Source organism: Acinetobacter sp. NIPH 284 (assembly GCF_000369425.1).
Taxonomy (GTDB): domain Bacteria; phylum Pseudomonadota; class Gammaproteobacteria; order Pseudomonadales; family Moraxellaceae; genus Acinetobacter.
The window spans coordinates 250,643-274,303 of record NZ_KB850010.1 but is presented as its reverse complement, the minus strand read 5'-3'; the positions used below and the strand labels follow the sequence as shown (position 1 = coordinate 274,303).

The following is a 23,661-nucleotide window of genomic DNA, read 5'->3' as shown; positions in this document are numbered from 1 at the left end:
GTGCGACATTTATTTGCACCTAGATTATATCAGGTTGTCACGCCTGAACACAGATTTTGCTGTGTAGGTTTAGCTTAACTGGGTATACCTTAAACTGTCAATGATCCAATTCAACCTTTTTACATATCTTAACATTAAATAATCTATTGATTCTCCTGAAGATATTTTGAATTTCTGACGGCTAGGAAACTGGTTGTTAGAATTTTTATGCACGATGGTCATTGTTCAATGTTTATTCTTTTTCTTGCTTTGAGAACTGATCTGAATAGGTCTTAGATGTGTTTAAGTCATAAACTCAGAGTGATTGCTGTTAATCATGAGCTGAATTCATGATCGATTTTTCAGTGCCTCATCAATGTTTAAGACTTTCACTAAGCTTTCTCTAATATGAATGGGTTGAATTAGGATATTACCCATAGCTTTATTGGATAAGATCATAAAAGGATAAGTCCATTCTGAATCATAACTCACATAACTAAACCGATTTCAATAAGCCAAATATTTAAAGGTGCGGTTGGGAAATTTATTGATTTATTTTATTGTTTTATCTTACTAAAGAAGAAAAGTCCATTTTAGTCTCATCCATTAAACCAAAATGAGCTAATCGAGTGGCTTAATTTGACCTCATGGGAAAAATCAAACACTTAACTTAAATTCTTACAAGTAATTTGATCGTCCAGATTTTAGTATTGGTAAAATTGACTAAAGCTTTGAATAAAATTAATATGGGCTCGCTGGCCTACATTGCCAGTCGGTTTTGACAGACCGTTGATCCAGCACAGAGAATAGCTCGCCTATTTTTTGTGGACCTTCTCGTCCCTCTTTTATCTTTATGGTAGGACAGAAGGGGGACACCTTCGGGTGTGCTGGTTCCTTGGATCCCAGTCTGTCAACCCTCTTTTGTTCTGCCACCATTATTTGACAGTGATATGGCAGAACTTCTTAAGATTCAAGGAGCTTCACATGTTGTATCTATCTTTTCTCATTTGTGCCTCACCACCTGTTCAACCTTGTTGTGCTTTGCAACGGGGACTAGACGGCTAACTATTATTCGTCTGTATTAAAAAACTTTTAACAAGAACAATCCAACGGTGGATGGCTAAATCACGCCTATAAAAATAGAACTTTTTATATCTGCTGGTGATTGTGAATTGCATTGAACATGTGGGGAACAACCATGACTGAATTAACTAAACCTAAAATTATTCCAATCGAAAACCGTCCTCAAAAATCCAAGCTATTTTTAAAATGTGTGGTCTTGCCGATTGTGATCTTTCTGATTATTGCCAAACTCTTTTCCTTTGGTGCTTTTGCCTATATCTTCTTTGGCTTTGACCTGTTCTGGTTTGTGATCATTTACTACCTCTATCAATATGGAAATACATATTTCGATGGAATGACTGAGCAACTGAAACGCCAAGGGGAAACTTTTAACTATCAAAATCGTGGTGTCTGGATTAATAGTCAGGACAAAACTATCATCCTATTTGATCAGCCTGATCAACGTCTCGTCAAATATCCTTTTGACTATATAACTTCTGTTGGACATTACAATTTGGTTGAAGATCGCTTCAGAACCACAACCACAGTGATCAGTAACCCAATGATGGGAACCCATGTTAATCAACAAGTCCATCGGACACCGATGAAACGTGAGTTTCAGGTCAATATTGGAACACGGGATCAATTTAAACCAAATTACAGCCTTAAAGTGCTGTTTCCTTGGCGTAGTCCCAAAATGGCCAGTGAAATTCGTCAACTCCTTTCGGCTGATTATTATCAATAACAACAATTATATAAGGTAATAAATTATGAAGATTTCAAAAACGTTTATGCCATCTGTTCTGATGCTGGCAATCAGCACAGTAATGGTTGGGTGTGGGGGCGGTGGTTCGGGAGGAGATTCTGGTTCATCCAATGGTGGTGGAACGGAAAATTCTAATAATGGCAATATAAACCCTAAGCCAGTGACCTGTGCTGAAAGCCAATATCTGGAAGAGGGTACATGTAAAAACAAGGTAGTGCAGAATATCCAGTCTTTACCATTCAGCAGCCTGATTCAAGGTCAAAGCTATCCATTATCGCTTCAGACAGATCAAGGTCTGGCAGTAACGTTTAGCAGTAACACACCCAACATCTGTAGTGTAAGTGGCAGTGAACTCAAAGCGCTTAAAGTTGGTCAGTGTATTCTGGCACTGACACAGGTAGGGACGGAAAAAGTTCTACCACTCAATAGCAGCATGACCGTCAATGTGACTTGTGCTGCCGATCAATATCTAGAAAATAATGTTTGTGTAACTAAGGCCAAGCAAACCATTACCCCACTTAAAATGAAATACATCCTGACGGATAGTATTTATTCACTGGATGCTGAATCCAGTGTCAAACTTCCTGTTAAAATCAATAGCCTTTCTTCAGCAACCTGTACTTATTCTAATGGTGAACTAAAGGGGATTAGTGCGGGTGTATGTACCCTTAAACTCACCCAGGAGGGTGATGCCAAAACATTGGCCGCAGAAAGCAGGACTATTAGCTTTGATGTATTTAAAGCCTCATCCATGAGCGAGGCACCCGATATCAATAACTGTTATGCGGGTAAGCTCAGTGCAAAGTTTAGAAATGAATTTTTAAATGAAATCAATACGGTTCGTGCCTTGCATGGATTACCCAGTGTGAGTTATGACGATGCCCGTGAAGATGAGATGATGCAGACGGCACTGATTCTTGCGGCAAACAACATCCTGACCCATTACCCCGAAGCTAACACAAACTGCTATTCCGATATTGGTGCAGTGGGTGCAAGAACCAGTAGTCTGGAAATGGGAGTAAGACAGAATAAGAATGACTATTCACCTGCCGAAAGCATTACCAATATGGTGCATGACAAATTAAACCTGTTTGCAGGAGATGTGGGGCATCGACTCTGGATGCTCAATCCCTTCTTACAAAAATCGGCGTATGGTTCAGTTAATGCACCATCATTTAAAGATACCCGATTCCCTTATGTGGTCGGTACGTCCTATAAAGTGGTTTATCCCTTTAATCATACAACCACTGCACCACTCGGTGTGATTGCCTATCCCTACCACAACTATCCAGCCAAATATTATATGGCGGGTTCAATTCTCTCGATTTCAGTTTTAACCGAACAAAAGAATTTCTTTGCCAATCGCAATGTGGACTACGCTAAAGCTAACGTTGTTGTCACTGAACGAAGTAGTGGGGCTAAACAGAAGATCAGTAATATCCGTTATGAAAATATCGGAGTTCCCAACCATATCCAGTTTAACTTTGACGATTTGAAGTTGAATGTGATTTATGACGTCAAACTCAGCAATGTTCTGGTGAATGGTCAGCCTAAAGAATATTCCTATTGGTTTAACGTGAATGGTCGGTAATCCAACATAAGGACAACAACAAAATGACATGTATGATTCAAAAAATTCTCGTTACGAGTATCTCGCTGCTCATGATACATACCGCGATGGCTCAACCTATTTCTGCTTCAGCTTTAACCCTAGAGCAAGGCTTATCCTGTCTGGATTGGGCTGAAAAAGAACAATCTTTTAATAATCAACTGGCGCTGGGTGACAAGGCAGATATACCAACACCAGCGATCGTCAAACTTCAGAAACAATTTCAACAGCTATATAGCAAGCAAAAGACTACCATTATCGATGATTCAGACGATGAAAATTTCTGTCAGGACTGCCCTGAAACAACCGTCTATCTTCCTAGAAACAAAAGTAATCCGATTCAACGGATTGAGACCTCAATGCATGTCAGTGTTGCAGGAGCAAATACATCGATCTATCGTCGAGATGACATCGCCACAACTAAACAAAAAATTGAGAACGCATTAAATATTAAATTCAGTCACTATACAGGACAGCAATTCAAAAGCTTTAAACAGCAGTGGGATAAAGCTTCTATGCATGATGATCAAAATAGAAGTAAAACTCAAAAAGTCTTTCAGCAATATCCACATTTAAAGGTCTTTAATGGTGAAGTCTTCCAAAATCAAAAGATCTATACACCCAAACAGATTTATATCTATAGCCAGCGTTATAAACGTGACAGTTCTTATCTGAATGACATGATTGCTTTTATCAGTCTTTATGACAATCCGATCAATCCATCACAGCACATCTTACAGTGTGGTTTTATTGACAATGTGTTTTAACCTCCAAATAAATAAAGAGTCATATCAAATGAAAAAATTTATATTCGCAGGATTATGTTTAAGTCTTTCAACACTGGCTTGTGCAGGTGCGAAAGAAAGCCTAGCAGGAAAGCGTTTGGTCTTGGATTTGCCAGATACTGAATGTGCAGGATTGTCTTTTGCCAAGAATGGTAAAGATGCAGCAATGTATGCTGAAATGGGGCAATGCCAAGATCCTTTACTACTTCGAGTAAAATGGCTAGATGACAAAACCTTTATTTTAATTGAGAAAGTACGAACGAATAATATTTCTCCACCACGTAGCTATTTATATAAAGTCCAAAGCATCAATCAGCATTACGTAAAACTGACTCAGATATGGACGGGGTGGGGTGATTCAAAAGACGATACGCTAGGCTATTATTTTAAATAGCTTGATCTAAGGTAGGCTAAATATACAAAGCTAAAACGATAATTGATCAGAGATTTTTAAAACATGAATTACTATGCAGAGGATCCCTTCTAGATAACTTAATCTAGGAGGAAACATGAAAAAGCTGAAATTTCAGTATCTACAACCTGCAAACACTCATCCTAATGACGGTATACGAAAACGATATCCCCATATGAGGAATGCTTATTTTAAAAAGTTCAGTACATATCCAGAACGTAGTTTCTATTTTTTTCATTTGATCGAATATAAGGATTATCCTTTAAAACTTCGTGTTGCACGAGGTTCTGGTTTGCCAGAAGAATGGGATGATCTTCCATCTTCAGTCTACAATGTAGCTAAAAGCTGGAAGCATAATTCCAAAAGAAAGCATCAGTACTTTAAAGAGGATGTTGCCTAAAATTTATTTTATCTAAAAATAAGGGAATAGTTTTTCCCTTATTTTTTGCTTAATGCCGAATTTAATAATTACATACTTATCTAGCAGTAGCGGATGATTTGACGACTGTAGAAAACTTAGCTCAAATTTAGCTTAATAGCTGCCCTAAAAAATGGGTAAGTATTAGATAGATCGGATTTGGGTGGTGTTTCAAAAAGTATGCTGAAACAAAGCAGGTTGAATTTTGATAAAATAGAGAAATGCGAATAACTCTAGAAATCAAATGTCCAACCTGCCTCGGTGACAGTATAAAGAAAAATGGCATCAAAGTAGATGGGAAACAAAACTATCAGTGCAAAGACTGTAAACGTCAGTTTATTGGTGACCATGCTCTGAGCTATCTAGGATGTAATTCAGGCATTACTCGAAAAATATTACAGTTGATGGTCAGAGGTAGTGGTATACGAGATATCGCTGAAGTTGAGCGAATCAGTATCGGTAAAGTTTTACGTACTTTAACCGAATCGACCTACCAAATTCAGCCTAAACAAAGTCATTATGAGTCTCTTGAAGTTGATGAGTTTTGGACTTTTGTGGGAAATAAAAATAATAAACAATGGCTTATTTACGCCTACCATCGAGAAACAGGTGAGATTGTTGCTTATGTTTGGGGTAAAAGAGACTTAGCTACAGTTCAACGATTGAAGACAAAGCTTAAACAATTAGGTATTCACTACACCCGAATTGCAAGTGATCATTGGGACAGTTTCATAACTGCTTTTAAAAACTGCAAGCAAAGTATTGGTAAATTTTTTACTGTAGGTATTGAAGGTAATAATTGCAAAATAAGGCATCGAATTAGGCGTGGTTTTAGAAGGAGTTGTAATTTTTCAAAAAAGATTGAAAACCATTTTAAAGCTTTCGACTTAACCTTTTTTTACATCAATAATGGCTTCATTTAATGTCAGCATACTTTTTGAAACACCACCCGGATTTGAGCTTATTCATACTCCTTTTGCTGATATTGGTAATAGTTTCGAACATATTCATTTTCAAATGTTGAGGAGAGAGATTTACTTTAATAAAACTTTTTAGTATTTTGTTAGCAAATCAGTAGTATTTCCATCGCTATGCGTTCAAGTAGGTTGTCTAAGCTTATACTCGCATTTATCCTGTTTTTGTTTACGATAACAATTACGGGAGTTCATGCGTGGGCGCCTGTCTTACTTGAGAATATTGAACACCAACATGAGTTAAGTATTGTCGTTGAGGATGATGCATCAAGTCATTGGTCTTTGCAGCATTCTAGTGATTCTCTTAAAAACTCTACTGATCATGACGCTGAAGCGCATAGCTGGAAGAACATTGATGAGCCAATTTATCATCATTCAGTAAAACCAATTTCTTCTGATAGTGATCTAAGCATAGATCCAGTCTTTATTCTTAGTTTCGCACTTCCACTAGTTTTATTCTTTTTCCAGCTTTTTGAAAAGCCTATTTATCGAGCCTTTTTAAAGCGGCGATCCCCTCTAATATTTAGTAATTCTTATACCTACTCTAAAAACTTAATCGTCCTACATAATTGATTTTTCTATACAAAAATTAATTTTAATTTTTTTGTATAGGTAAAGTCATGTCTAAAAAATATCAGATATTTCTTACCTGTGGATTTGTAGCAACAGCAGCAAATGTATTCGCAGAAACGAATTATGCTGATCTACAAAAGCAGGTAATCGCAAGTGATGCTGTACTCAATAGCTTACAGCAGTCCGAGCAAGCTTATGAAATCAATCAAAAGTTTGCTGGTAGATTAAATAATCCGACTTTCAATGTGGAGTTGGATAATCTCGGTAATTCTAAACTGAAGGATTTGGATGGCCCAACAACCTTATTGGGACTGTCACAAGAGATTCCTCTTAGTAATAAACTTTCCTTGAGAAAACAGATTGCGAGTTTTCAAGGTGATCGCAATCTGTTCGAAATAGCAAAGCGTCAGGCTGAACTCAAAGCAGATTTAAGAATCTGTATGGCGAACTGGTATGTAGCTACTCAGCGTGCTGAAATTTATTCTTCTGAGAGTAAATTGAATGCCAGACAAGCTAATGTTCTTTCCGAACGGCTTAAGTACGGGCGAGTAATTCCTTCTGATGCTCAACTAAGCATAGCACTTTCATCTGAATCTAAATTGCGCCATCAAAATGAAGTGAAGAAGATTCAGTTCCAGAAAAATCTGTGCTCTAAGTTCACTTCCAACCTGCCAAGTAATGCATTGGAGGTTCCGCTAAGCTTTAATTTCACAGACAAAATAAGTTTGTCTGAGCAAGAAGCAACGCTGAGTTCAAAGCTGAAAAAGACTCAGTTTGAACTGGCCCGTAAAGAAGCAATACCCGATATTACTTTGGGAGTAGGGGTTAGGAACTACCAAGAAACCAATGACAAAGTCTTCCAAGTTTCAACGTCAATACCTCTCAATGTCTTTAATCGAAATAAGGGCAATATTGCGATTGCTCAAGCAGAGCATACGAAAGCAGAAACAAAGTCTGTGCTTGTGAGTCGTAACTCTAAAATTGAATTGGAAAACAAATCTATTGAGGTTTCAAATTTAATTGATGCGATTAAGCAATATGATCAAACCGTTTTGCCCGCAACAAATGAAAGCCTGCGAATTGCAGAGATGGGTTACCAAGCAGGGAAAAACTCTTTACTTGAGTTCAATAACATCAAGCAAATTTGGCTAGACAAACATCTTGCTCGATTCGATTTGTGGTTGGCTTTGCAGACAGAAATTGCAGAAGTCGAGCGCAACTACATTACTCATTTAGATCAAGAATAAGGGCAAGGATATGAATAAACAAACAAATACATTGATTGCAACTGGTGTCGTTGCCTTACTTATCGTCTTATGTGCTATTGCTTGGTATAAAACCGGAAATAAGACACAAGCGAGTGGACATGGTGAGGTCGCCGAAGAAAAAGTAGCTGTAGCTGGAGATGAGAAAGGACCACACGGTGGTCGTTTGTATCGAGATGGAGATTTCTCTGCTGAGGTTAAGATATTTGAAGAAGGAGTGGAACCACACCTCCGTGTTTATGGGTATTTGAAAGACAAGCCACTTAAACCTGAAGACTTAAAAGCGAATATTTACATTAAGCGTTTAGATGCTGAGCAGAATATTCAATTTAAACCAGAGAGTGATTACTTGATTGGAAATGAAATTGTCTATGAGCCACATTCGTTTCTAATGGTTGTAAATGTCGATTATCAAGGAAAAAAACATACTTGGAAGTGGGATACGAAAGAAGGTCGTGTCACCATGTTAGACAGTAGTATTAAGAGCAGTGGTTTAGAGCTTTTAAAAGTTGAACCAATGATGTTTGAAAATGCTTTGGAACTGAAAGGTGAATTGAAGTTTCCTGATAATTTTGAAAGCCTTGTTGCACCAAAAGCCAGTGGAACACTGATAAAAACCTACCGTAATATTGGGGATAAAGTAAGTCAAGGAGACTTACTTGCTGTTGTCCAAAGCCAAGATTTAATTCGTTTGAATGCGGATCGTAAAGTTGCTTTGGAAACTCTACAGTTTGCTCGACAAAAAATGGAACAAGAACGAGCATTATGGCAAAAGCTTGTATCACCTGAGATTGATTATATTTCTGCAAAGAGAGATTTTGATGCTGCTCAAACTCGTGCAAATGAGTTGAATAACTTAATAAGCTCTTATGGCGGTTCAGGTAATGGAACAGTTGAAGTTCGTGCAGCAATGTCAGGAACAATATTAGAAATCCTTGGTGCTGTTGGATCTAATGTAAGCGCTTCAACCCCTATTTTTAAAATCGCAAATACTTCGCAACTCTTGGCGGTAGTAAATGTTCCTGCTGACAAGCTTAATGCTATAAACCCTACAAACAGAGTCAAAGTTAAACCTCAAAGTCCGACAGGCACAGAAGAGGCATTGGGCAAGATCAAATATATTAGTGATGTCATCGATACTAAAACACGTACAGCGAAGGTATTTATTGAGATACCAAATCAGTTTAAGTGGCGTTCTGGACAGTTAATCACGGCTCAAATTTTTGAAAATCAAAGTCAAAAGCCAATGGTTGTACGTGAAGATGCGTTACAGAATTTCCGTGATTGGGACGTGGTATTCATTCGTGTTGGTAACGATTTTGAAGCTCGACCTCTGGAGCTTGGCGATAAATACAATGGGTATGTGGAAGTTAAATCTGGATTACGAATAGGACAGGTTTATGCCGCAGGAAATTCATATCTTTTAAAAGCAGAGCTAGGTAAATCTGGCGCTACTCATGACCATTAAGGGGAGTAGCGAATATGTTTGATCAGATTGTTAAACTCTCGATTAAGAATCGTTGGCTTGTACTCATCGTATTCCTATTTGTCGGTGCATTGGGGGCCTATAACTATTTTAAGCTACCAATTGATGCTGTTCCCGATATTACGAATGTACAAGTTCAGATTAATAGTGAAGCTCAAGGACTCTCTCCAATGGAGATGGAGTCTCAGGTGACTTATCCTATTGAAACGGCTTTGGCTGGTATTCCAAATTTAGACTATACCCGATCAGTCTCTCGGTATGGCCTGTCACAAGTGACGGCAATTTTCAAAGAAGGGACGGATATTTATTTTGCCCGACAATTAGTGAATGAGAAGCTACAAGGGGTGACACCAAATCTTCCCGTTGGAATTGCAACTTCTATGGGGCCTGTTTCTACAGGACTTGGCGAAATCTTCATGTATACCGTTGAAAATGCCAAGAACAATCCTAATCCACTTTCACCAACGGAATTACGCACCTTACAAGACTGGGTGATTAAACCTCAGCTTCGAAATGTAGAGGGTGTTAATGAAATCAATACCATTGGTGGTTATCTCAAACAATTTGTAGTTCAACCTGATTATGCTTATTTACGTAGCATAGGGCTGGATCAGAAAGCGATTTTAGAGGCTATCTCTAAGAACAGCATGAATAAAGGCTCGGGGTATATTGAGAAAAATGGTGAACAGTATTTGATTCGTTCTGATTCTCAAATTAACTCAATTGAGCAAATCCAGAATATCCCGATTACGACGAGCAATGGTTATATCCTCAGATTGAAAGATGTTGCCAAAATATCTATTGGTCACGAATTACGTACAGGTGCCGCAACTAAAGATGGGCAAGAAATTGTACTGGGTACAGCATTCATGCTTATCGGTGAGAACTCACGAAATGTTGCTCATGCTGTTGATCAAAAACTACAGCAAGTTCAAAAATCATTACCAGAAGGTGTAGAAGCAAAAGCGGTCTATAACCGTACAACTTTGGTTGATGCAACGATACAGACGGTGAAAAAGAATCTTCTAGAAGGTGCGATTCTGGTAATCGTTGTTCTGTTTGTATTTCTTGGTCATTTCCGTGCCGCGCTGATTACAGCTCTAGTTATTCCATTATCAATGTTGATGACAATCACAGGTATGGTGAACCAGAAAATTAGTGCCAACCTTATGAGTCTTGGGGCACTAGATTTCGGGATTATTGTAGATGGTGCTGTTGTAATTGTTGAGGCTTCCTTAGCAAAGTTGGCAATTAAACAAAAAGAGCTTGGGCGAGTTTTAACAAGGCAAGAACGCTTTACGACTGTGTTTGAAGCGACTAAAGAATCCCGCAAAGCGATTCTCTATGGTCAATTGATCATTATCTTGGTGTATCTACCTGTAATGACTCTGACTGGTGTTGAAGGAAAGATGTTTACACCAATGGCTGCAACAGTGGTTATGGCTTTAGTGGCAGCAATGATTCTTTCAATTACGTTTGTCCCTGCAATGGTGGCATTAGTCACTACCGGTGAAATTAAAGAAGAAGAGTCAAAAATCGTCCATGGCATCAAAAGATTTTATAACCCAATTTTAGATTGGTCTTTAAATCATAGATATTTGCTAATTGCTTTTGTCTCTATTTTCTTTGTTTTTAGTGCAAGTCTTTCGACTCGTTTAGGCTCAGAGTTTATACCTTCCTTGGATGAGGGAGATGTAGCACTACATGCCTTGCGTATTCCTGGCACGTCGTTGACTCAAGCAATTGAAATGCAATACACGTTAGAAAAAGAGATTAAGAAAATTCCAGAAGTTCAGACTATTTTTGCCAAAGTGGGGACTGCTGAAATTGCGACTGATCCTGTTCCACCTAACGTTGCAGATAACTTTGTCATGCTGAAACCTCGTAGTCAGTGGCCTAATCCTGATAAGGAAAAGTCTGCGGTTGTTGCTGAAATTGAACGTGTATCTAAAGGCGTATATGGAAACAATTATGAGTTTACACAGCCGATTCAAATGCGTTTTAACGAACTTATTTCAGGTGTCCGAACCGATGTTGCCGTAAAAATTTATGGTGATGATTTGGAACAGTTACTTGAATCAGCAAACGCTGCCGCTAAGATTTTAGAGGGAGTCAATGGTACTGCTGATCTTAAAGTCGAACAGATGTCTGGTTTACCCATGGTTTCTGTTGAGTTGAAAAAAGACATGATTGCCAATTATGGGCTTGATGCAGAGGATGTACAAAAACAGGTTTCTAGTCTAATCACAGGCGAGACAGCAGGTAAGGTGTTTGAAGGAGATCGAAAGTTCGACATTGTGGTACGCATGGACCAAAACTCGGTAACAGACCTCGAGAAGCTTTATCAGATTCCTGTGAGTTTAGCTGATGGTTCTAGTGTTCTTTTATCAGAATTGATTGAGTTAAAAAATGTTCAAGGACCAAACCAGATTTCTCGCGAAAATGGTAAACGTCGTATCGTCATTACAGCAAATGTTCGTGGAACAGATATTGGTAGTTACATTTCAGAAGCACAATCTAAGCTGAATGCTGATTTTAAATTACCAGATGGTTATTGGCTGACTTGGGGCGGTACGTTTGAGCAGATGGAATCTGCTTCAAATCGTCTTATGGTTGTAGTACCGATTGCTTTAATTCTGATCTTTGCCATGATCTATATGGCTTTAGGTAATATTAGAAACAGTATCTTGGTATTCACAGGTGTGCCATTTGCACTAACAGGTGGTGTGATTGCTTTAGCACTACGTGATATTCCATTCTCAATTTCTGCGGCTGTGGGTTTCATTGCCTTATCGGGTGTTGCTGTGCTGAATGGTTTGGTTCTTGTTTCAGCCATTCAGCGGCTTAGAGTTCAAGGTGAAAGTGTCATTGATGCAGTGAAACATGGTGCAATGGAAAGACTCCGCCCCGTGTTGATTACAGCTTTGGTCGCTTCATTAGGTTTTATTCCGATGGCCTTAAACGTAGGCATTGGCTCTGAAGTTCAACGCCCAATTGCAACTGTCGTTATTGGTGGGATTATTTCATCAACCTTACTGACTTTGATTATTTTGCCGACCTTATATGTGTGGTTTAACCAAGGTAGGTCAAGAAAATCAAACGATGCCACTGAACAGGTTGTTTAGGGGCATCTTTAATGACAAATATATTGCGAGATAAACAAAGCAAATTTGTGATGATGTGGCTAGTCTGCATGATCAGTCTCGCTTTATGTTTGCACTTTAATGAGCATGTAACTGAAAATGAATTTCAGAGACACGTTTCAATTGATGCAATTCACTCTCACCATCATGAGATAAGCCAACAACATTCACATAGTCACCAAGATAATTACTATGAACATTTTGTTGGCTATGACGCACTTAAATCGACCGCTTTAGCCCATCTCTTAAAGGGGATATCAATTCTAGATTGGTCAAAAGAATATGTTTATCTGATGGTGAGTCGTATTTTTAAACCGCCCAAAAAGTTAATGGATTTTCAATTCATTTTAAATTTTGGAGTTTGATATACATGCAAATTATTGCTTCACACATTGTGAAATTAAGTGCTTACATAAAGCTATTACTTGCTTTATTCATTACATTGGTAAGTCCTACACTTTTTGCTCATGGAGTAGCAGAAGGTGATAAGGGTTATATTCAAGAAATTTATGGCGTTCATGTGATTCCATTCATCTATTTGGGTGCGAAACATATGGTCACTGGATATGACCATTTACTATTTCTTGTTGGCATTATCTTCTTCTTATACCGAATGAAAGATATCGGCTTGTACGTCAGCCTATTTGCACTTGGGCATTCGATTACGATGCTGGTGGGTGTTTATTACAATATCTCGATAAACGCCTACATCATTGATGCAATCATTGGTTTTTCGATTGTTTATAAGGCTCTAGATAACTTGGGGGCATATCAGCGTTGGTTTGGTTTTCAACCAAACACGAAAATCGCGACTTTAATTTTTGGTCTGATTCATGGTTTTGGACTCGCAGTAAAAATTCAGGAATATGAAGTTCCGAGTGATGGACTGTTGGCAAATTTAATCTCATTCAATATTGGGGTTGAATTAGGTCAGTTTATGGCTCTGTGCATCATCTTGTTATTAATGACGTTTTGGAGAAAGACACCTTATTTCTTTAAAACAGCTTATCAAAGCAATGTCTTCCTCATGTTCCTCGGTTTTTTACTTGTTGGCTATCAACTTACTGGCTTCATTACTCAATAAGGATCTAAATTATGTATAACGCTGAAATTCCAAAAGATATCGAATTACCTTCATCAAAAAAATTAATTAAATCAACAGCAATTGCTGCCGTAAGTGCCGTTGTTGTGCTAGTTACCTGTGTCATGCCTGCGGAGTATGCAATTGATCCGACAGGTATGGGTAAAGTGCTTGGTTTAACGAAAATGGGAGAAATCAAACAATCACTAGCTGAAGAGTCAGAAAATGGTATCAATGCTGCACAGGCAGTGAATAGTGTTGAACAAATATCAGTAGAAACTTCGACTCAAACGGCAGCTGATAATGCTCAAATGATTATGCCTGCTATTAATAAAGAGAGCATTAGTATCGAGCTTAAACCGGGCCAAGCAACCGAAGTGAAACTGACAATGCCACAAAGTGCAAGTGTCAACTTTGATTGGAAAGCAGTAGGAGGTGGTCTTAACTATGATACTCATGGTGATCCAGTGAATGCTCCTAAAGGGTTCTATCATGGCTATGGCAAAGGAAAGAATGAGACAACTCAGCAGGGCGTCTTAAAGGCAGCTTTTGATGGCAAACATGGTTGGTTCTGGCGTAACCGTACTGAAAATCCAGTGACTGTAACTCTACTTGTAGAAGGGCAGTTTAGTGAAATGAAGAAAGTCTTTTAAGTTTTGATCAATCTCCTTGGAATATTATTCCAAGGAGATTCAATTGCTAAAGAAGTCAGGTTCTAAAAGGAATCCATAAGATGCTAGAAGTACTAAAAAACACAACATATCGGCATTTGTTTTTGGCCCAAGTAATAGCACTAATCGGAACGGGGTTAATCACAATTGCCCTAGCTTTACAGGCATACGATATTGCAAAGGGAGAAGCAGCCCAAGTTCTCGGTATTGCATTGGCAATTAAGATGATTGCTTATATCGGTGTAGCACCTATAGCATCAGCATTTGCTGAGAGATTACCAAGAAAACAAGTATTGGTTGGATTAGATGTTATTCGAGCATTAACAGCATTGTGTCTACCGTTTGTGACGCAAATTTGGCAAATTTATATTCTCATTTTTATTTTGCAATCTGCTTCTGCTGCATTTACACCAACATTTCAGGCAATGATTCCAGATGTTCTTCCTGAAGAAAAAGACTATACCAATGCTTTGTCATTGTCTCGCTTAGCCTATGATTTGGAAAATATTATCAGTCCAATGCTGGCAGGTTTCTTACTCACTGTCATGAGCTACCATAATCTGTTTTTAGGAACAGTATTAGGTTTTATCGGTTCTGCTTTGTTTGTGGTAAGTGCAAAATTACCAGTTGCCAAAGTACCTGAATTTAGAGGTGTTTATAGTCGTATAAAGCAGGGAGCTAAAATTTATTTTAATACGCCAAGACTTAAGGCGTTGCTTGCTTTAAATCTAGCAATTGCATCGGCGAGTGCGGTTGTGATTGTAAATACTGTTGTACTGGTTCAATCGACATTTAAACTTACTGAAAATGCAACGACATGGGCATTTGGTTTATTTGGTCTTGGATCAATGTTATCGGCTTTTGTTTTGCCAAAGATATTGGATAAATTTCCTGATCGATCAGTTATGTTGACTGGTACAACAATTCTTGTAATCGGGCTGTTAAGTGGTTATTTCATTACATCTTATAATGGTTTGCTTGCACTTTGGTTTGTGCTTGGTATTGGATATTCTGTTTCACAAACACCTACAGGCCGTTTAATTCGCAAGTCTGCATCGAGTGAGAATAGAACCTCACTGTTTGCCGCACAATTTGCTTTCTCTCATGCTTGTTGGTTAATTACTTATCCATTAGTTGGATGGTTAAGTACCAATATAGGCACATTACAGACTTTTATTCCGATGGCTGTTATTGCGATTATTGCTCTCATTCTTGCATTACGCTTATGGACAACTAAAGATGAAGATTTTCTAGCACATAGCCATGATGATTTACCCGCAGACCACGATCATGTGGTTCAGCACCAAGTCAATGGTGTACATGTGCATGAGTATGTGATTGATGACTATCATCAAAAGTGGCCTAAATAATTCTTTTCGACTAATGGCTTAGAAGTAACCCGTTTATTTGTTGTACAATTTTAAACTTGTTTTATCGTTCAATAAAAAAGGGGAACAACATGAAAAAACTAATCTTTGTATGTTTAATGGGGCTTGCGGTAACAAATGCTTTTGCTCATTCAGGTGGTACTGATTCTTCAGGCTGCCATACGAATAGCAAGACAGGGGATCGTCACTGCCATTAATAATCAAAAGTGAGTAGAGCATAATGTTCTACTCACTTTGAATAACGATCTAATAACAATAAGTATTTTTGCATTTCTTCTTCATCAAAATTTTGCTCTCCTTTTAGTACATGTTCTCTTAAATGTTGCTCTAGCAGTTGCTGCATTAATCCATTAACAGCACCTTTAATTGCTGCAACTTGTTGTAAAACATCAAGACAGGAGCTTTCTGGCGTCAAAAGTGACTTTTCTACAGATGCAACTTGTCCTTGAATCCGTTTAATGCGATTAAAAATTTTTTTATCTTGATGCAAATGAGACATGATTTTTCCTTAAAAAAATATATACTGGGGGGAGTATCTTGGAAAGATAAAACTTATGCAACTTCATAGTAACTTGGATCGCTATCATTCTCATCAATTTGATGAGGGAAATCCCTTAGCTCAAAAAAAGATTCTTATCGCTACGATATTAACAGCGATAATGATGGTGCTAGAAATTTTTGGTGGTTGGATTTTTAATTCAATGGCACTGCTTGCAGATGGTTGGCATATGAGTTCACATATGGTGGCTCTAGGCTTGGCCTATTTTGCGTATCGAATGGCTCGTCATTATGCTCATGACAAAAGATTTAGCTTTGGTACTTGGAAAATTGAAATTTTAGCAGGTTATAGCAGTGCCATTATTTTAATGGTAGTCGCGATATTAATGGGAATTCAGTCTATTGATCGTTTAATGAACCCTGTAAATATTCACTATAATGAAGCGATTCCTATTGCTGTTGTTGGTTTATTAGTAAATATAGTGTGTGCATGGTTATTGCACGATGGTGGAGACCATCACCATGGTCATGATGACCACCATCATGATCATCATCATGATTTAAATCAAAAAGCAGCTTTTATTCATGTAGTGGCTGATGCGGTGACTTCTGTACTTGCAATTGTGGCTCTTATTGCAGGTAAATATTTCGGTTGGAATTTCTTGGATGCTTTACTTGGTGTTGTTGGTGCAATTCTAGTTGCAAAATGGTCATGGGGCTTGTTGTGTGAAACTGGGAAGACTTTACTTGATGCAGAAATGTCACATCCTGTTGTAGATGAAATTAGAGAAGTTATTGATCAGTTTACTCAAGCTAAAATTACTGATTTACACGTTTGGAAAGTTGGGAAAGGGAAATTTTCATGTATCTTGGCTTTAGAAAGTACAGGTATTGATTTAACGCCTGATGTTGTAAAGAAAGCACTTTCTATTCATGAAGAAATTGTTCATGCAAGTGTAGAAATTCATTTTATTTAGTAGGTTTTTTAATTAAGAGGAGCTTTAAAAGCTCCTCTTAATTTTTAGGCTCCAATGTATAGAATCAAACCACATAAGGCAGCGGCAAGAATCACATACATGACTTTCACTTCAAAATGGAACAAGGCAATAAATGCCGCTATTGCGATGAATGCTGCTTCATAGTTGAAAGGATGATTGAATCCATTTGGCCATAAGACGTGATAGCTAAAGAAAAGTGCTAAGTTTAGTATCACACCGACAACAGCAGCAGTGATTGCTGTTAAAGGCGCTGTAAACTTTAGTTCATTGTGAGTTGATTCAATAACAGGAGCGCCAGCTAGAATGAAAATGAATGAAAATAGAAACGTAAACCAAGTGACGATTACTGCACCAATTGCACCCGCTAGAAATAAATGTTCGCTACCTAATAATGCATGATTATAACCACCTAAAAAACCTACGAATGCAACAACCATGATCAATGGACCAGGGGTGCTTTCTCCTAGAGCTAAGCCGTCAATCATTTGTGTCGGTCCTAACCAGCCATAAAAATTTACAGCACCTTGATACACGTAGGGTAATACAGCATAAGCTCCACCAAATGTTAGCAGCGCCGCTTTGGTAAAGAACCAAGCCATTTGTGTATAGGCATGATCCCATCCTAAGGTTAGAGTCAAACCTATAATGGGTGTGAACCATAAAATTGCACCTATAAATAATATTTTTCCTAAGTGCTTCCAACTAAATATGGCATGTTCTGGGGTTGGGGTATCATCATCAATTAGTGCTGGGCCATAATCTTTTTTACCTTGCTGATGTGAACCTCCACCCGTAAAAAAGCTTGGATATTTTTTACTTGCTAAGTATCCAATGATTGCTGCGGTTAGAACGATTAAGGGGAACGGAAGGTTAAAGAAAAAGATAGCAACGAATGCAAGTGCAGCAATTGCCCATAAAAATTTATTCTTTAATGATCGGCTGCCAATTCTGTAGGTTGCATGAAAGACAATAGCAACAACAGCAGGTTTGATGCCATAAAAGAGCCCAGCAATAATAGGAACATCACCAAACTTCACATAGACCCATGAGAGGGCGATCAGGATAAATAAAGAAGGTAAAACGAATAAGACACCAGCAACAATACCACCTATAGTCCTGTGCATTAACCAACCGATATAGGTTGCTAATTGTTGTGCTTCAGGTCCAGGCAATAACATGCAGTAGTTGAGAGCGTGTAAGAAACGTTTTTCAGAGATCCAGCGTTTTTGTTCAACGAGTTCTTGGTGCATGACAGCGATTTGTCCTGCTGGTCCACCAAAACTAATGAACCCCAATTTCAGCCAGAATAGAAATGCTTGCCAAAATGAAATTGACTGTATTTCTTGTTCTGGTTCTATAACAAGTTCTTGTTCCATGATTATTCTCTTGATAGGTTGGCATATAAGCCATCGAAAATGTGATTCGATAATGCAAATAATTGGTCATCGTCACTTATCTGACTTCGAATTCCTTGAATAACTTTTTCAATACCGATTGCTTCGGGAGGCTCAATTCCCCCTACATCTAGGTAATGAACAATTTCAGCGATTTTCTTTAATGCGGGTGTTTCTAGATCAAAACTATGTAAAAGAACTTCGAAGGTCACCCAATGATTGATATGACTGAAAGTTGCACCATCAAAATCGAATCCAAATGCTCCTTTTGGGCAGTCACTTGGTGTTTCTAACCAAATGAATTTTGGTGAGGCATCAATAAATGTCTTTATTAGCCATGCAGAGGCTAAACGATCAATCCAAGGTCTTTTACGAGTTGCCCAAGTTCTGTTTTGATAACTAGCTTTATCTAGAAGTTGAATATGAGCTTGTATTGCTATTGGTTCATTCACTTCACCAAGACGTGCAATTGAAAGTTCTAAAGAGGAAAGCTCATTTAGAACCTGTGCTTGAGTTTCATCGGGGTAGTAGTCAATTTCTACAAGCGCATCGATACTTTTTCTTAATTTACGGACTTGCTTGAGTAGCTCTTTCTTTTCATCTTTATTCTGTCTATCTCTCAACTCGGAGAGTTGTTTATAGAGGGCATCGTATTCTTCTTTTCGATTGAAGAAAGGAGCTAATTCAAGGTTTATAGGTTGGTCTGCGTGAAATACATAAGCAGCCCCTTGTTCTGAGATAACATCATTAGCAATAGGATCAAACTTTTCACTATGAGAAATAGGAAGCAAATAGACCCCATCTCTTAGAATTGCTGCGCCGCTTGCTTTGAGAGATCGCCAGACTCTCATACGAGTGGTTGTGTTCTGCGTAGGCAGTGAGGATATGAGTAAGGATATTTTCATGTAGTATACTCAACTTATTTGTTTATTATATTACATTATTTTTATCATGGTACAAATATGAAGAACTGATTTCTTATATCAGGATAAATATTAAGACGGGCGGCAGACAAGCTTTGATTGAAGTAGAATTAAAGTTGAAAACTATTCGATGTGTTTACGTTACTGATCTATTGTGTTGAAAAAAGGCTCAGTCGTAGTTAGCTTGTAGAGATGGCAATTTCTATTTTGAAGATTATGTTAGATAGCTTTAAAAAGTTTATGCTTAAGTTGTATATTATTATTTTTAGAAATAATAATATCTTAGTTATTAAGCTATATTCATAGTCGAAGTTTTAAAAGCTTAAAATAAATAATTGGGGATAATAATGCGCATTGAAAAAATTAAAGTAGAAGGTTTTAGGCTTCTGGAGAATGTCGAATTCGGATTGGAAGAGAATTCAACTGTAATTGTTGGACGTAATAATAGTGGAAAGACATCTTTTACCAGTATTTTTGATTGTTTTTGTGGTGAATCTGGAACAAGATTTCGGCTAGAGGATTTTTCAGTTTTATCACGAGAGAAATTTTTAAAAGCTAAAGAATTAAGAGAGGCGGGGGAAAGTTCAGAAGTAATATTCGAAGCACTTCCTCGAATTTCTCTTACACTTACATTTCAATATAATAAACTTTCTCCTGATTTAGGTTCTCTATCCCCTTTTGTTATTGATTTAGATGAAGACTCTACAACGGCTATTGCGCGAGTTGAGTATCGGCCTATTTTGAAAAATATGCATTTGCTTTTTGACCTTACCCCATCTTCCGCAGTGGTTGAACCTCGTACACATTTTTATAAAAATTTGAAGGGTAATTTGTCTAAAGCTTATGGGGTTCATGTAAGTGCAGTTGATCCTACTGATATTACAAATACGAGAGATTTTGAAGGCACATCTGCTTTAACAGCATTATTACAATGTAACTTTGTATTAGCTCAAAGAAATCTTGATAAAACAAAACTAGGGGATGCTGATGTAATAGGTAAATTGCTTAGTGAGCTATTTAAGACAGCTACAGCACCATCTGCTGCTGAGGCAGATCAAAATTTAGCTATAAGATTAAAGCAATCTGTTGAAAATATTGAGCATAATGTCCAACTCGACTTTGATGGTATGCTTAAAGAATTATTACCAGTTATGAACGTAATGGGATTCCCAAGTCTTAATGATACTGAGATAAGACCAGAGACATCATTAAACGTGGAATCATTATTATCAGGGCATACTAAGGTCGTTTATAGCGGAGTTGATGGAGTACATTTACCAGAAGGGTATAATGGTCTAGGAACCCGTAATTTGATTTACATGTTGCTACAGTTAGCAAGCTATCACAAAATCTATAGATCAAAATCAATTAGCCCCGCTACTCATTTAATATTTATTGAAGAGCCAGAAGCTCATTTACATCCTCAAATGCAGGAGGTTTTTATCAATCAATTAAATGTGGCTGTTCAAAAATTATCAGAAAATTATTCTAACAAAGATAAATGGAATATCCAGTTTGTTATCACAACACACTCCCCACATGTTGCGAATGCTGCAAAATTTGATGCTGTTAGATATTTTTATAATGAAATTCATAAGATAGAAAACGTACGTCAGACAAAGGTTAAAGATTTTAAGAAGGGGTTGAGTAGTATTTCTGTTAAAGATCAAAAATTTTTACATCAATATATGACCTTAACGAAATGTGATCTTTACTTTGCTGATAAAGCTATCTTAGTTGAAGGGACAACAGAACGTTTATTAATGCCAAAGTTATGTCAATTAGTTGATGAGTCTCTTGATGAACCACAAAAACTAGCCAGACAATATGTTACTTGTGTTGAGGTTGGTGGAGCACATGCGCATATTTTTTACCCACTTCTTGACTTTCTGGAGTTGAAAACGTTAGTAATCACTGATCTAGATTCAACAAAAAAAGGCAAAATAACTAAGAATGGAAAACAGGAAGATGCATGGGTGAAATGCCCAGTAGTTGATGGTCAGAATACATCTAATGCTGCCATTAAAAACTGGTTTTATCCTAAAGAAGTCGATGATACTGGTAAAGTTAAGAAAAAAGCTAAAAATGAGGATAGTCAAATTTCCCCGTCAGTCTTGATTGCTAAAACTGCTCAAGAGAAACAAATTAAGTTCCGTAGAATTGCATATCAAATACCAGAAGATCCAGAAACTAATATATGCGCTAGAAGTTATGAGGATGCTTTCATATTAGCTAATCTTTCTAAATTTGAATTACCTGAAGGACAAGATATTGCTGTTGCTGCTTGGGAAAAAGCACAAGGGCTTATTAAATCTGATTTCGCCTTAGAATATGCAATTCTAATAGAAGATTGGTCGGCACCAAGATATATCAAGGAAGGTCTAATTTGGTTATCTGAAATGGACACTATAAAAAAATCAAACTATGAATTAACTACAGGCGAATAAGTAGCATGAGTGAGATTCTAGACAATCCAGCAATAATTGCAGCTCAACTAGCTGAAGCAAAAATTAATGCAGCTATAAAAGCAGGACGAAGTTTCCGACTAGAAGCTGGCGCAGGTGCGGGAAAAACATTTTCTTTAGTTCATGCTCTAAAATCCATTATTAAAGAGCGTGGTAGATCATTAACGCAAACAGGTAAAAAAGTAGCTTGTATTACTTATACGGAAGTTGCAAGAAATGAGATTGCCCAAGAAATTGAAGACCATCCAGCAATTTTAGTCGATACTATACATGGATTCTCATGGGCTTTTATGCGCCAATTTCAAAAAGCCATAAGAGAGATTCTTATTGAAGATGATTCAAGAAAAGAAAAAGTTGAACAAGGTGGTGGCATTGGGTCTAAATCAGTGGAATACGAGTTGGGCTTTTTTGGTGTTAATGATCAGAAAATTACACTGAGTCATGATGATATCCCAACGATGATGGCTAAATTACTAAATAAAGAAAAGTTTCGGAAAATATTTAGCAATCAGTTTCCGGTAGTTTTTATTGATGAATATCAAGATACCAATCGCCAATTTATGGATGCTATTACAGAGTATTTCTTAAAACCAAAGGTGGGACCACTTTTTGGTCTTTTTGGAGACCATTGGCAGACTATTTATGGTAGTGAATATGAATTGGCAGAGTATCCAATCGAAGAGATTGCAAAGGGATCAAATTTTCGATCAGTTCCAGCAATTGTAGATATATTAAATAATTTAAGACCAGACTTACCACAAGCTGTCAGTTCGCCAGATGCCAAAGGTGAAGCTAGATTTTTTCATACTAATTCTTATAAGGGGACACGAACAGATGAGAGAAGTTCTAAAGATGATTTACCAATAGATATAGCTCGATCTACTCGTACAAGTTTGATACAGAGGCTACAAAATGAGGGGTGGGATATTGAAAAAACTAAGATACTGATGTTAAGCCATAATGTTTTAGCATCTGAACAAGGATACCCTCAATTAATTAAAGTATTTGACGGACGTAATGATCAATTTGCTAAAAAAGAAGACCCTGTAATAAAATTTTTTGCAGAAATAGTTGAACCAATGAGTGTTAGCTATAGCTTATCAAATTATGGTGAAATGTTTAAAATCTTTGGCTCAAGGCCTGCAATAACGAAGCATGAAGATAAATCTTGTTGGCGACGGGATATGGATCAATTATTAAAACTAAGACAAGAGGGGACTATAGGGCAAGTGATAGATCATCTTAAGCAGACAAAACGTCCCTCCCCCCCAGATAGAGTGCTTAGACGAGATGATGAGCTTATTTCTCTAAGAAATTCACCTGACACGGAAATGTCTTCAACACTACTTCGTTATAATAAATTAAGAGAAATTCCATATAAAGAAGTAATCGAAGTTACAAAGTTTATTGAAAAGCAAACTCCATTTGCAACTCAGCACAGTGTTAAGGGAGCAGAGTTTGAGAATGTATTAGTAGTTTTAGGTGGTGGATGGAATAATTATAAATGGCCACAGCTTCTCGAGTTGCTTGAGACTAAAAAGTTGACTAATGCAAACACAAAAGGTTTTTATAGAGCTCGTAATCTTTTCTATGTATCTATTTCTCGCCCAATGACGAGACTGGCCGTGTTAGCTACTCAGACATTATCTGATACAGCACTTGTAACAGTGAATAATCTATTTGGAAGTGAGAATGTAATAGAATTAAGTTTAGATACATAGAGTTGGTTTCAACTTATGTATCTAACTTTTTAAACATTTTTTTTGGGAAA

General features: G+C 37.5%; 21 protein-coding genes. 18 read left to right on the top strand and 3 right to left on the bottom strand.

All coding sequences use genetic code 11. From position 1 onward, the window contains the following. Positions 1-1,177 precede the first annotated feature (1,177 nt). The 15 genes from F908_RS04360 to F908_RS15885 all read left to right on the top strand — a co-directional run bounded on the left by F908_RS04360 (position 1,178) and on the right by F908_RS15885 (position 15,809). The gene (locus tag F908_RS04360; protein WP_005158105.1) at positions 1,178-1,786 is read left to right on the top strand and encodes a sortase family protein; all 609 of its coding nucleotides are present in this window, start codon (positions 1,178-1,180) and stop codon (positions 1,784-1,786) included. Between the two features lie 25 nt (positions 1,787-1,811). After that, the gene (locus F908_RS04355) at positions 1,812-3,398 is read left to right on the top strand and encodes a CAP domain-containing protein (protein ID WP_005158104.1); all 1,587 of its coding nucleotides are present in this window, start codon (positions 1,812-1,814) and stop codon (positions 3,396-3,398) included. A gap of 23 nt (positions 3,399-3,421) precedes the next feature. Then, positions 3,422-4,183: a hypothetical protein gene (locus F908_RS04350; RefSeq protein WP_004828362.1), complete on the top strand. Its 762-nt coding sequence runs from the start codon at positions 3,422-3,424 to the stop codon at positions 4,181-4,183. A gap of 28 nt (positions 4,184-4,211) precedes the next feature. Further along, entirely contained in the window at positions 4,212-4,595 is a 384-nt protein-coding gene (locus F908_RS04345) for a hypothetical protein (RefSeq protein WP_005158102.1), read from the top strand. A 115-nt stretch (positions 4,596-4,710) separates the two neighbouring features. Next, the gene (locus F908_RS04340; protein WP_004828367.1) at positions 4,711-5,013 is read left to right on the top strand and encodes a hypothetical protein; all 303 of its coding nucleotides are present in this window, start codon (positions 4,711-4,713) and stop codon (positions 5,011-5,013) included. A 239-nt stretch (positions 5,014-5,252) separates the two neighbouring features. After that, positions 5,253-5,954: an IS1-like element ISPa14 family transposase gene (locus tag F908_RS04335; RefSeq protein ID WP_005157712.1), complete on the top strand. Its 702-nt coding sequence runs from the start codon at positions 5,253-5,255 to the stop codon at positions 5,952-5,954. Positions 5,955-6,122: 168 nt separating this feature from the next. Then, positions 6,123-6,578, top strand: coding sequence for a hypothetical protein (locus F908_RS04330; protein ID WP_004828369.1), 456 nt, complete (start codon positions 6,123-6,125; stop codon positions 6,576-6,578). A 47-nt stretch (positions 6,579-6,625) separates the two neighbouring features. Continuing rightward, the gene (locus tag F908_RS04325; protein WP_004828371.1) at positions 6,626-7,825 is read left to right on the top strand and encodes a TolC family protein; all 1,200 of its coding nucleotides are present in this window, start codon (positions 6,626-6,628) and stop codon (positions 7,823-7,825) included. A 10-nt stretch (positions 7,826-7,835) separates the two neighbouring features. Further along, positions 7,836-9,311, top strand: coding sequence for an efflux RND transporter periplasmic adaptor subunit (locus tag F908_RS04320; protein ID WP_005158100.1), 1,476 nt, complete (start codon positions 7,836-7,838; stop codon positions 9,309-9,311). Between the two features lie 14 nt (positions 9,312-9,325). Next, on the top strand, positions 9,326-12,454 hold the full coding sequence (locus tag F908_RS04315; protein WP_004828374.1) for an efflux RND transporter permease subunit: 3,129 nt from the start codon (positions 9,326-9,328) through the stop codon (positions 12,452-12,454). Between the two features lie 11 nt (positions 12,455-12,465). Beyond that, positions 12,466-12,837, top strand: coding sequence for a hypothetical protein (locus F908_RS04310; protein ID WP_004828376.1), 372 nt, complete (start codon positions 12,466-12,468; stop codon positions 12,835-12,837). A gap of 5 nt (positions 12,838-12,842) precedes the next feature. Continuing rightward, entirely contained in the window at positions 12,843-13,556 is a 714-nt protein-coding gene (locus F908_RS04305) for a HupE/UreJ family protein (protein ID WP_004828379.1), read from the top strand. Positions 13,557-13,567: 11 nt separating this feature from the next. Further along, positions 13,568-14,206, top strand: coding sequence for a hypothetical protein (locus tag F908_RS04300; protein WP_004828381.1), 639 nt, complete (start codon positions 13,568-13,570; stop codon positions 14,204-14,206). 80 nt (positions 14,207-14,286) lie between these two features. Continuing rightward, the gene (locus tag F908_RS04295) at positions 14,287-15,594 is read left to right on the top strand and encodes an MFS transporter (RefSeq protein WP_004828384.1); all 1,308 of its coding nucleotides are present in this window, start codon (positions 14,287-14,289) and stop codon (positions 15,592-15,594) included. Between the two features lie 89 nt (positions 15,595-15,683). Beyond that, complete coding sequence (locus F908_RS15885) at positions 15,684-15,809, top strand: YHYH domain-containing protein (RefSeq protein WP_016541229.1); 126 nt, start codon at positions 15,684-15,686, stop codon at positions 15,807-15,809. A 32-nt stretch (positions 15,810-15,841) separates the two neighbouring features. Here F908_RS15885 and F908_RS04290 read toward each other — a convergent pair whose 3' ends face one another. Continuing rightward, the gene (locus F908_RS04290) at positions 15,842-16,111 is read right to left on the bottom strand and encodes a metal/formaldehyde-sensitive transcriptional repressor (RefSeq protein ID WP_005158090.1); all 270 of its coding nucleotides are present in this window, start codon (positions 16,109-16,111) and stop codon (positions 15,842-15,844) included. Positions 16,112-16,166: 55 nt separating this feature from the next. Here F908_RS04290 and dmeF point away from each other — a divergent pair, with 55 nt between their 5' ends. Continuing rightward, the gene (gene dmeF, locus F908_RS04285) at positions 16,167-17,087 is read left to right on the top strand and encodes a CDF family Co(II)/Ni(II) efflux transporter DmeF (RefSeq protein ID WP_004828387.1); all 921 of its coding nucleotides are present in this window, start codon (positions 16,167-16,169) and stop codon (positions 17,085-17,087) included. 44 nt (positions 17,088-17,131) lie between these two features. Here dmeF and chrA read toward each other — a convergent pair whose 3' ends face one another. Continuing rightward, positions 17,132-18,484, bottom strand: coding sequence for a chromate efflux transporter (gene chrA / locus F908_RS04280; protein ID WP_005158089.1), 1,353 nt, complete (start codon positions 18,482-18,484; stop codon positions 17,132-17,134). A 2-nt stretch (positions 18,485-18,486) separates the two neighbouring features. Then, a complete protein-coding gene (locus F908_RS04275; protein WP_004828391.1) occupies positions 18,487-19,407 on the bottom strand; it encodes a chromate resistance protein ChrB domain-containing protein in 921 nt (306 codons plus the stop codon). Between the two features lie 365 nt (positions 19,408-19,772). On the opposite strand from F908_RS04275, the gene F908_RS04270 reads away from it, so the two are divergent. Then, positions 19,773-21,872 (top strand): ATP-dependent nuclease, encoded by a 2,100-nt coding sequence (locus tag F908_RS04270; RefSeq protein WP_004828393.1) that lies wholly within the window; start codon positions 19,773-19,775, stop codon positions 21,870-21,872. 5 nt (positions 21,873-21,877) lie between these two features. Continuing rightward, positions 21,878-23,611, top strand: coding sequence for a UvrD-helicase domain-containing protein (locus F908_RS04265; RefSeq protein ID WP_004828394.1), 1,734 nt, complete (start codon positions 21,878-21,880; stop codon positions 23,609-23,611). The last annotated feature ends 50 nt before the right edge of the window (positions 23,612-23,661 follow it).

What these genes read in the sequence shown, in the direction of transcription:
- F908_RS04360 (WP_005158105.1), top strand. Translation starts at nt 1,178, where the DNA reads ATGACTGAATTAACTAAACCTAAAATTATTCCAATCGAAAACCGTCCT.
- F908_RS04355 (WP_005158104.1), top strand. Translation starts at nt 1,812, where the DNA reads ATGAAGATTTCAAAAACGTTTATGCCATCTGTTCTGATGCTGGCAATC.
- F908_RS04350 (WP_004828362.1), top strand. Translation starts at nt 3,422, where the DNA reads ATGACATGTATGATTCAAAAAATTCTCGTTACGAGTATCTCGCTGCTC.
- F908_RS04345 (WP_005158102.1), top strand. Translation starts at nt 4,212, where the DNA reads ATGAAAAAATTTATATTCGCAGGATTATGTTTAAGTCTTTCAACACTG.
- F908_RS04340 (WP_004828367.1), top strand. Translation starts at nt 4,711, where the DNA reads ATGAAAAAGCTGAAATTTCAGTATCTACAACCTGCAAACACTCATCCT.
- F908_RS04335 (WP_005157712.1), top strand. Translation starts at nt 5,253, where the DNA reads ATGCGAATAACTCTAGAAATCAAATGTCCAACCTGCCTCGGTGACAGT.
- F908_RS04330 (WP_004828369.1), top strand. Translation starts at nt 6,123, where the DNA reads ATGCGTTCAAGTAGGTTGTCTAAGCTTATACTCGCATTTATCCTGTTT.
- F908_RS04325 (WP_004828371.1), top strand. Translation starts at nt 6,626, where the DNA reads ATGTCTAAAAAATATCAGATATTTCTTACCTGTGGATTTGTAGCAACA.
- F908_RS04320 (WP_005158100.1), top strand. Translation starts at nt 7,836, where the DNA reads ATGAATAAACAAACAAATACATTGATTGCAACTGGTGTCGTTGCCTTA.
- F908_RS04315 (WP_004828374.1), top strand. Translation starts at nt 9,326, where the DNA reads ATGTTTGATCAGATTGTTAAACTCTCGATTAAGAATCGTTGGCTTGTA.
- F908_RS04310 (WP_004828376.1), top strand. Translation starts at nt 12,466, where the DNA reads ATGACAAATATATTGCGAGATAAACAAAGCAAATTTGTGATGATGTGG.
- F908_RS04305 (WP_004828379.1), top strand. Translation starts at nt 12,843, where the DNA reads ATGCAAATTATTGCTTCACACATTGTGAAATTAAGTGCTTACATAAAG.
- F908_RS04300 (WP_004828381.1), top strand. Translation starts at nt 13,568, where the DNA reads ATGTATAACGCTGAAATTCCAAAAGATATCGAATTACCTTCATCAAAA.
- F908_RS04295 (WP_004828384.1), top strand. Translation starts at nt 14,287, where the DNA reads ATGCTAGAAGTACTAAAAAACACAACATATCGGCATTTGTTTTTGGCC.
- F908_RS15885 (WP_016541229.1), top strand. Translation starts at nt 15,684, where the DNA reads ATGAAAAAACTAATCTTTGTATGTTTAATGGGGCTTGCGGTAACAAAT.
- F908_RS04290 (WP_005158090.1), bottom strand. Translation starts at nt 16,111, where the DNA reads ATGTCTCATTTGCATCAAGATAAAAAAATTTTTAATCGCATTAAACGG.
- dmeF (WP_004828387.1), top strand. Translation starts at nt 16,167, where the DNA reads ATGCAACTTCATAGTAACTTGGATCGCTATCATTCTCATCAATTTGAT.
- chrA (WP_005158089.1), bottom strand. Translation starts at nt 18,484, where the DNA reads ATGGAACAAGAACTTGTTATAGAACCAGAACAAGAAATACAGTCAATT.
- F908_RS04275 (WP_004828391.1), bottom strand. Translation starts at nt 19,407, where the DNA reads ATGAAAATATCCTTACTCATATCCTCACTGCCTACGCAGAACACAACC.
- F908_RS04270 (WP_004828393.1), top strand. Translation starts at nt 19,773, where the DNA reads ATGCGCATTGAAAAAATTAAAGTAGAAGGTTTTAGGCTTCTGGAGAAT.
- F908_RS04265 (WP_004828394.1), top strand. Translation starts at nt 21,878, where the DNA reads ATGAGTGAGATTCTAGACAATCCAGCAATAATTGCAGCTCAACTAGCT.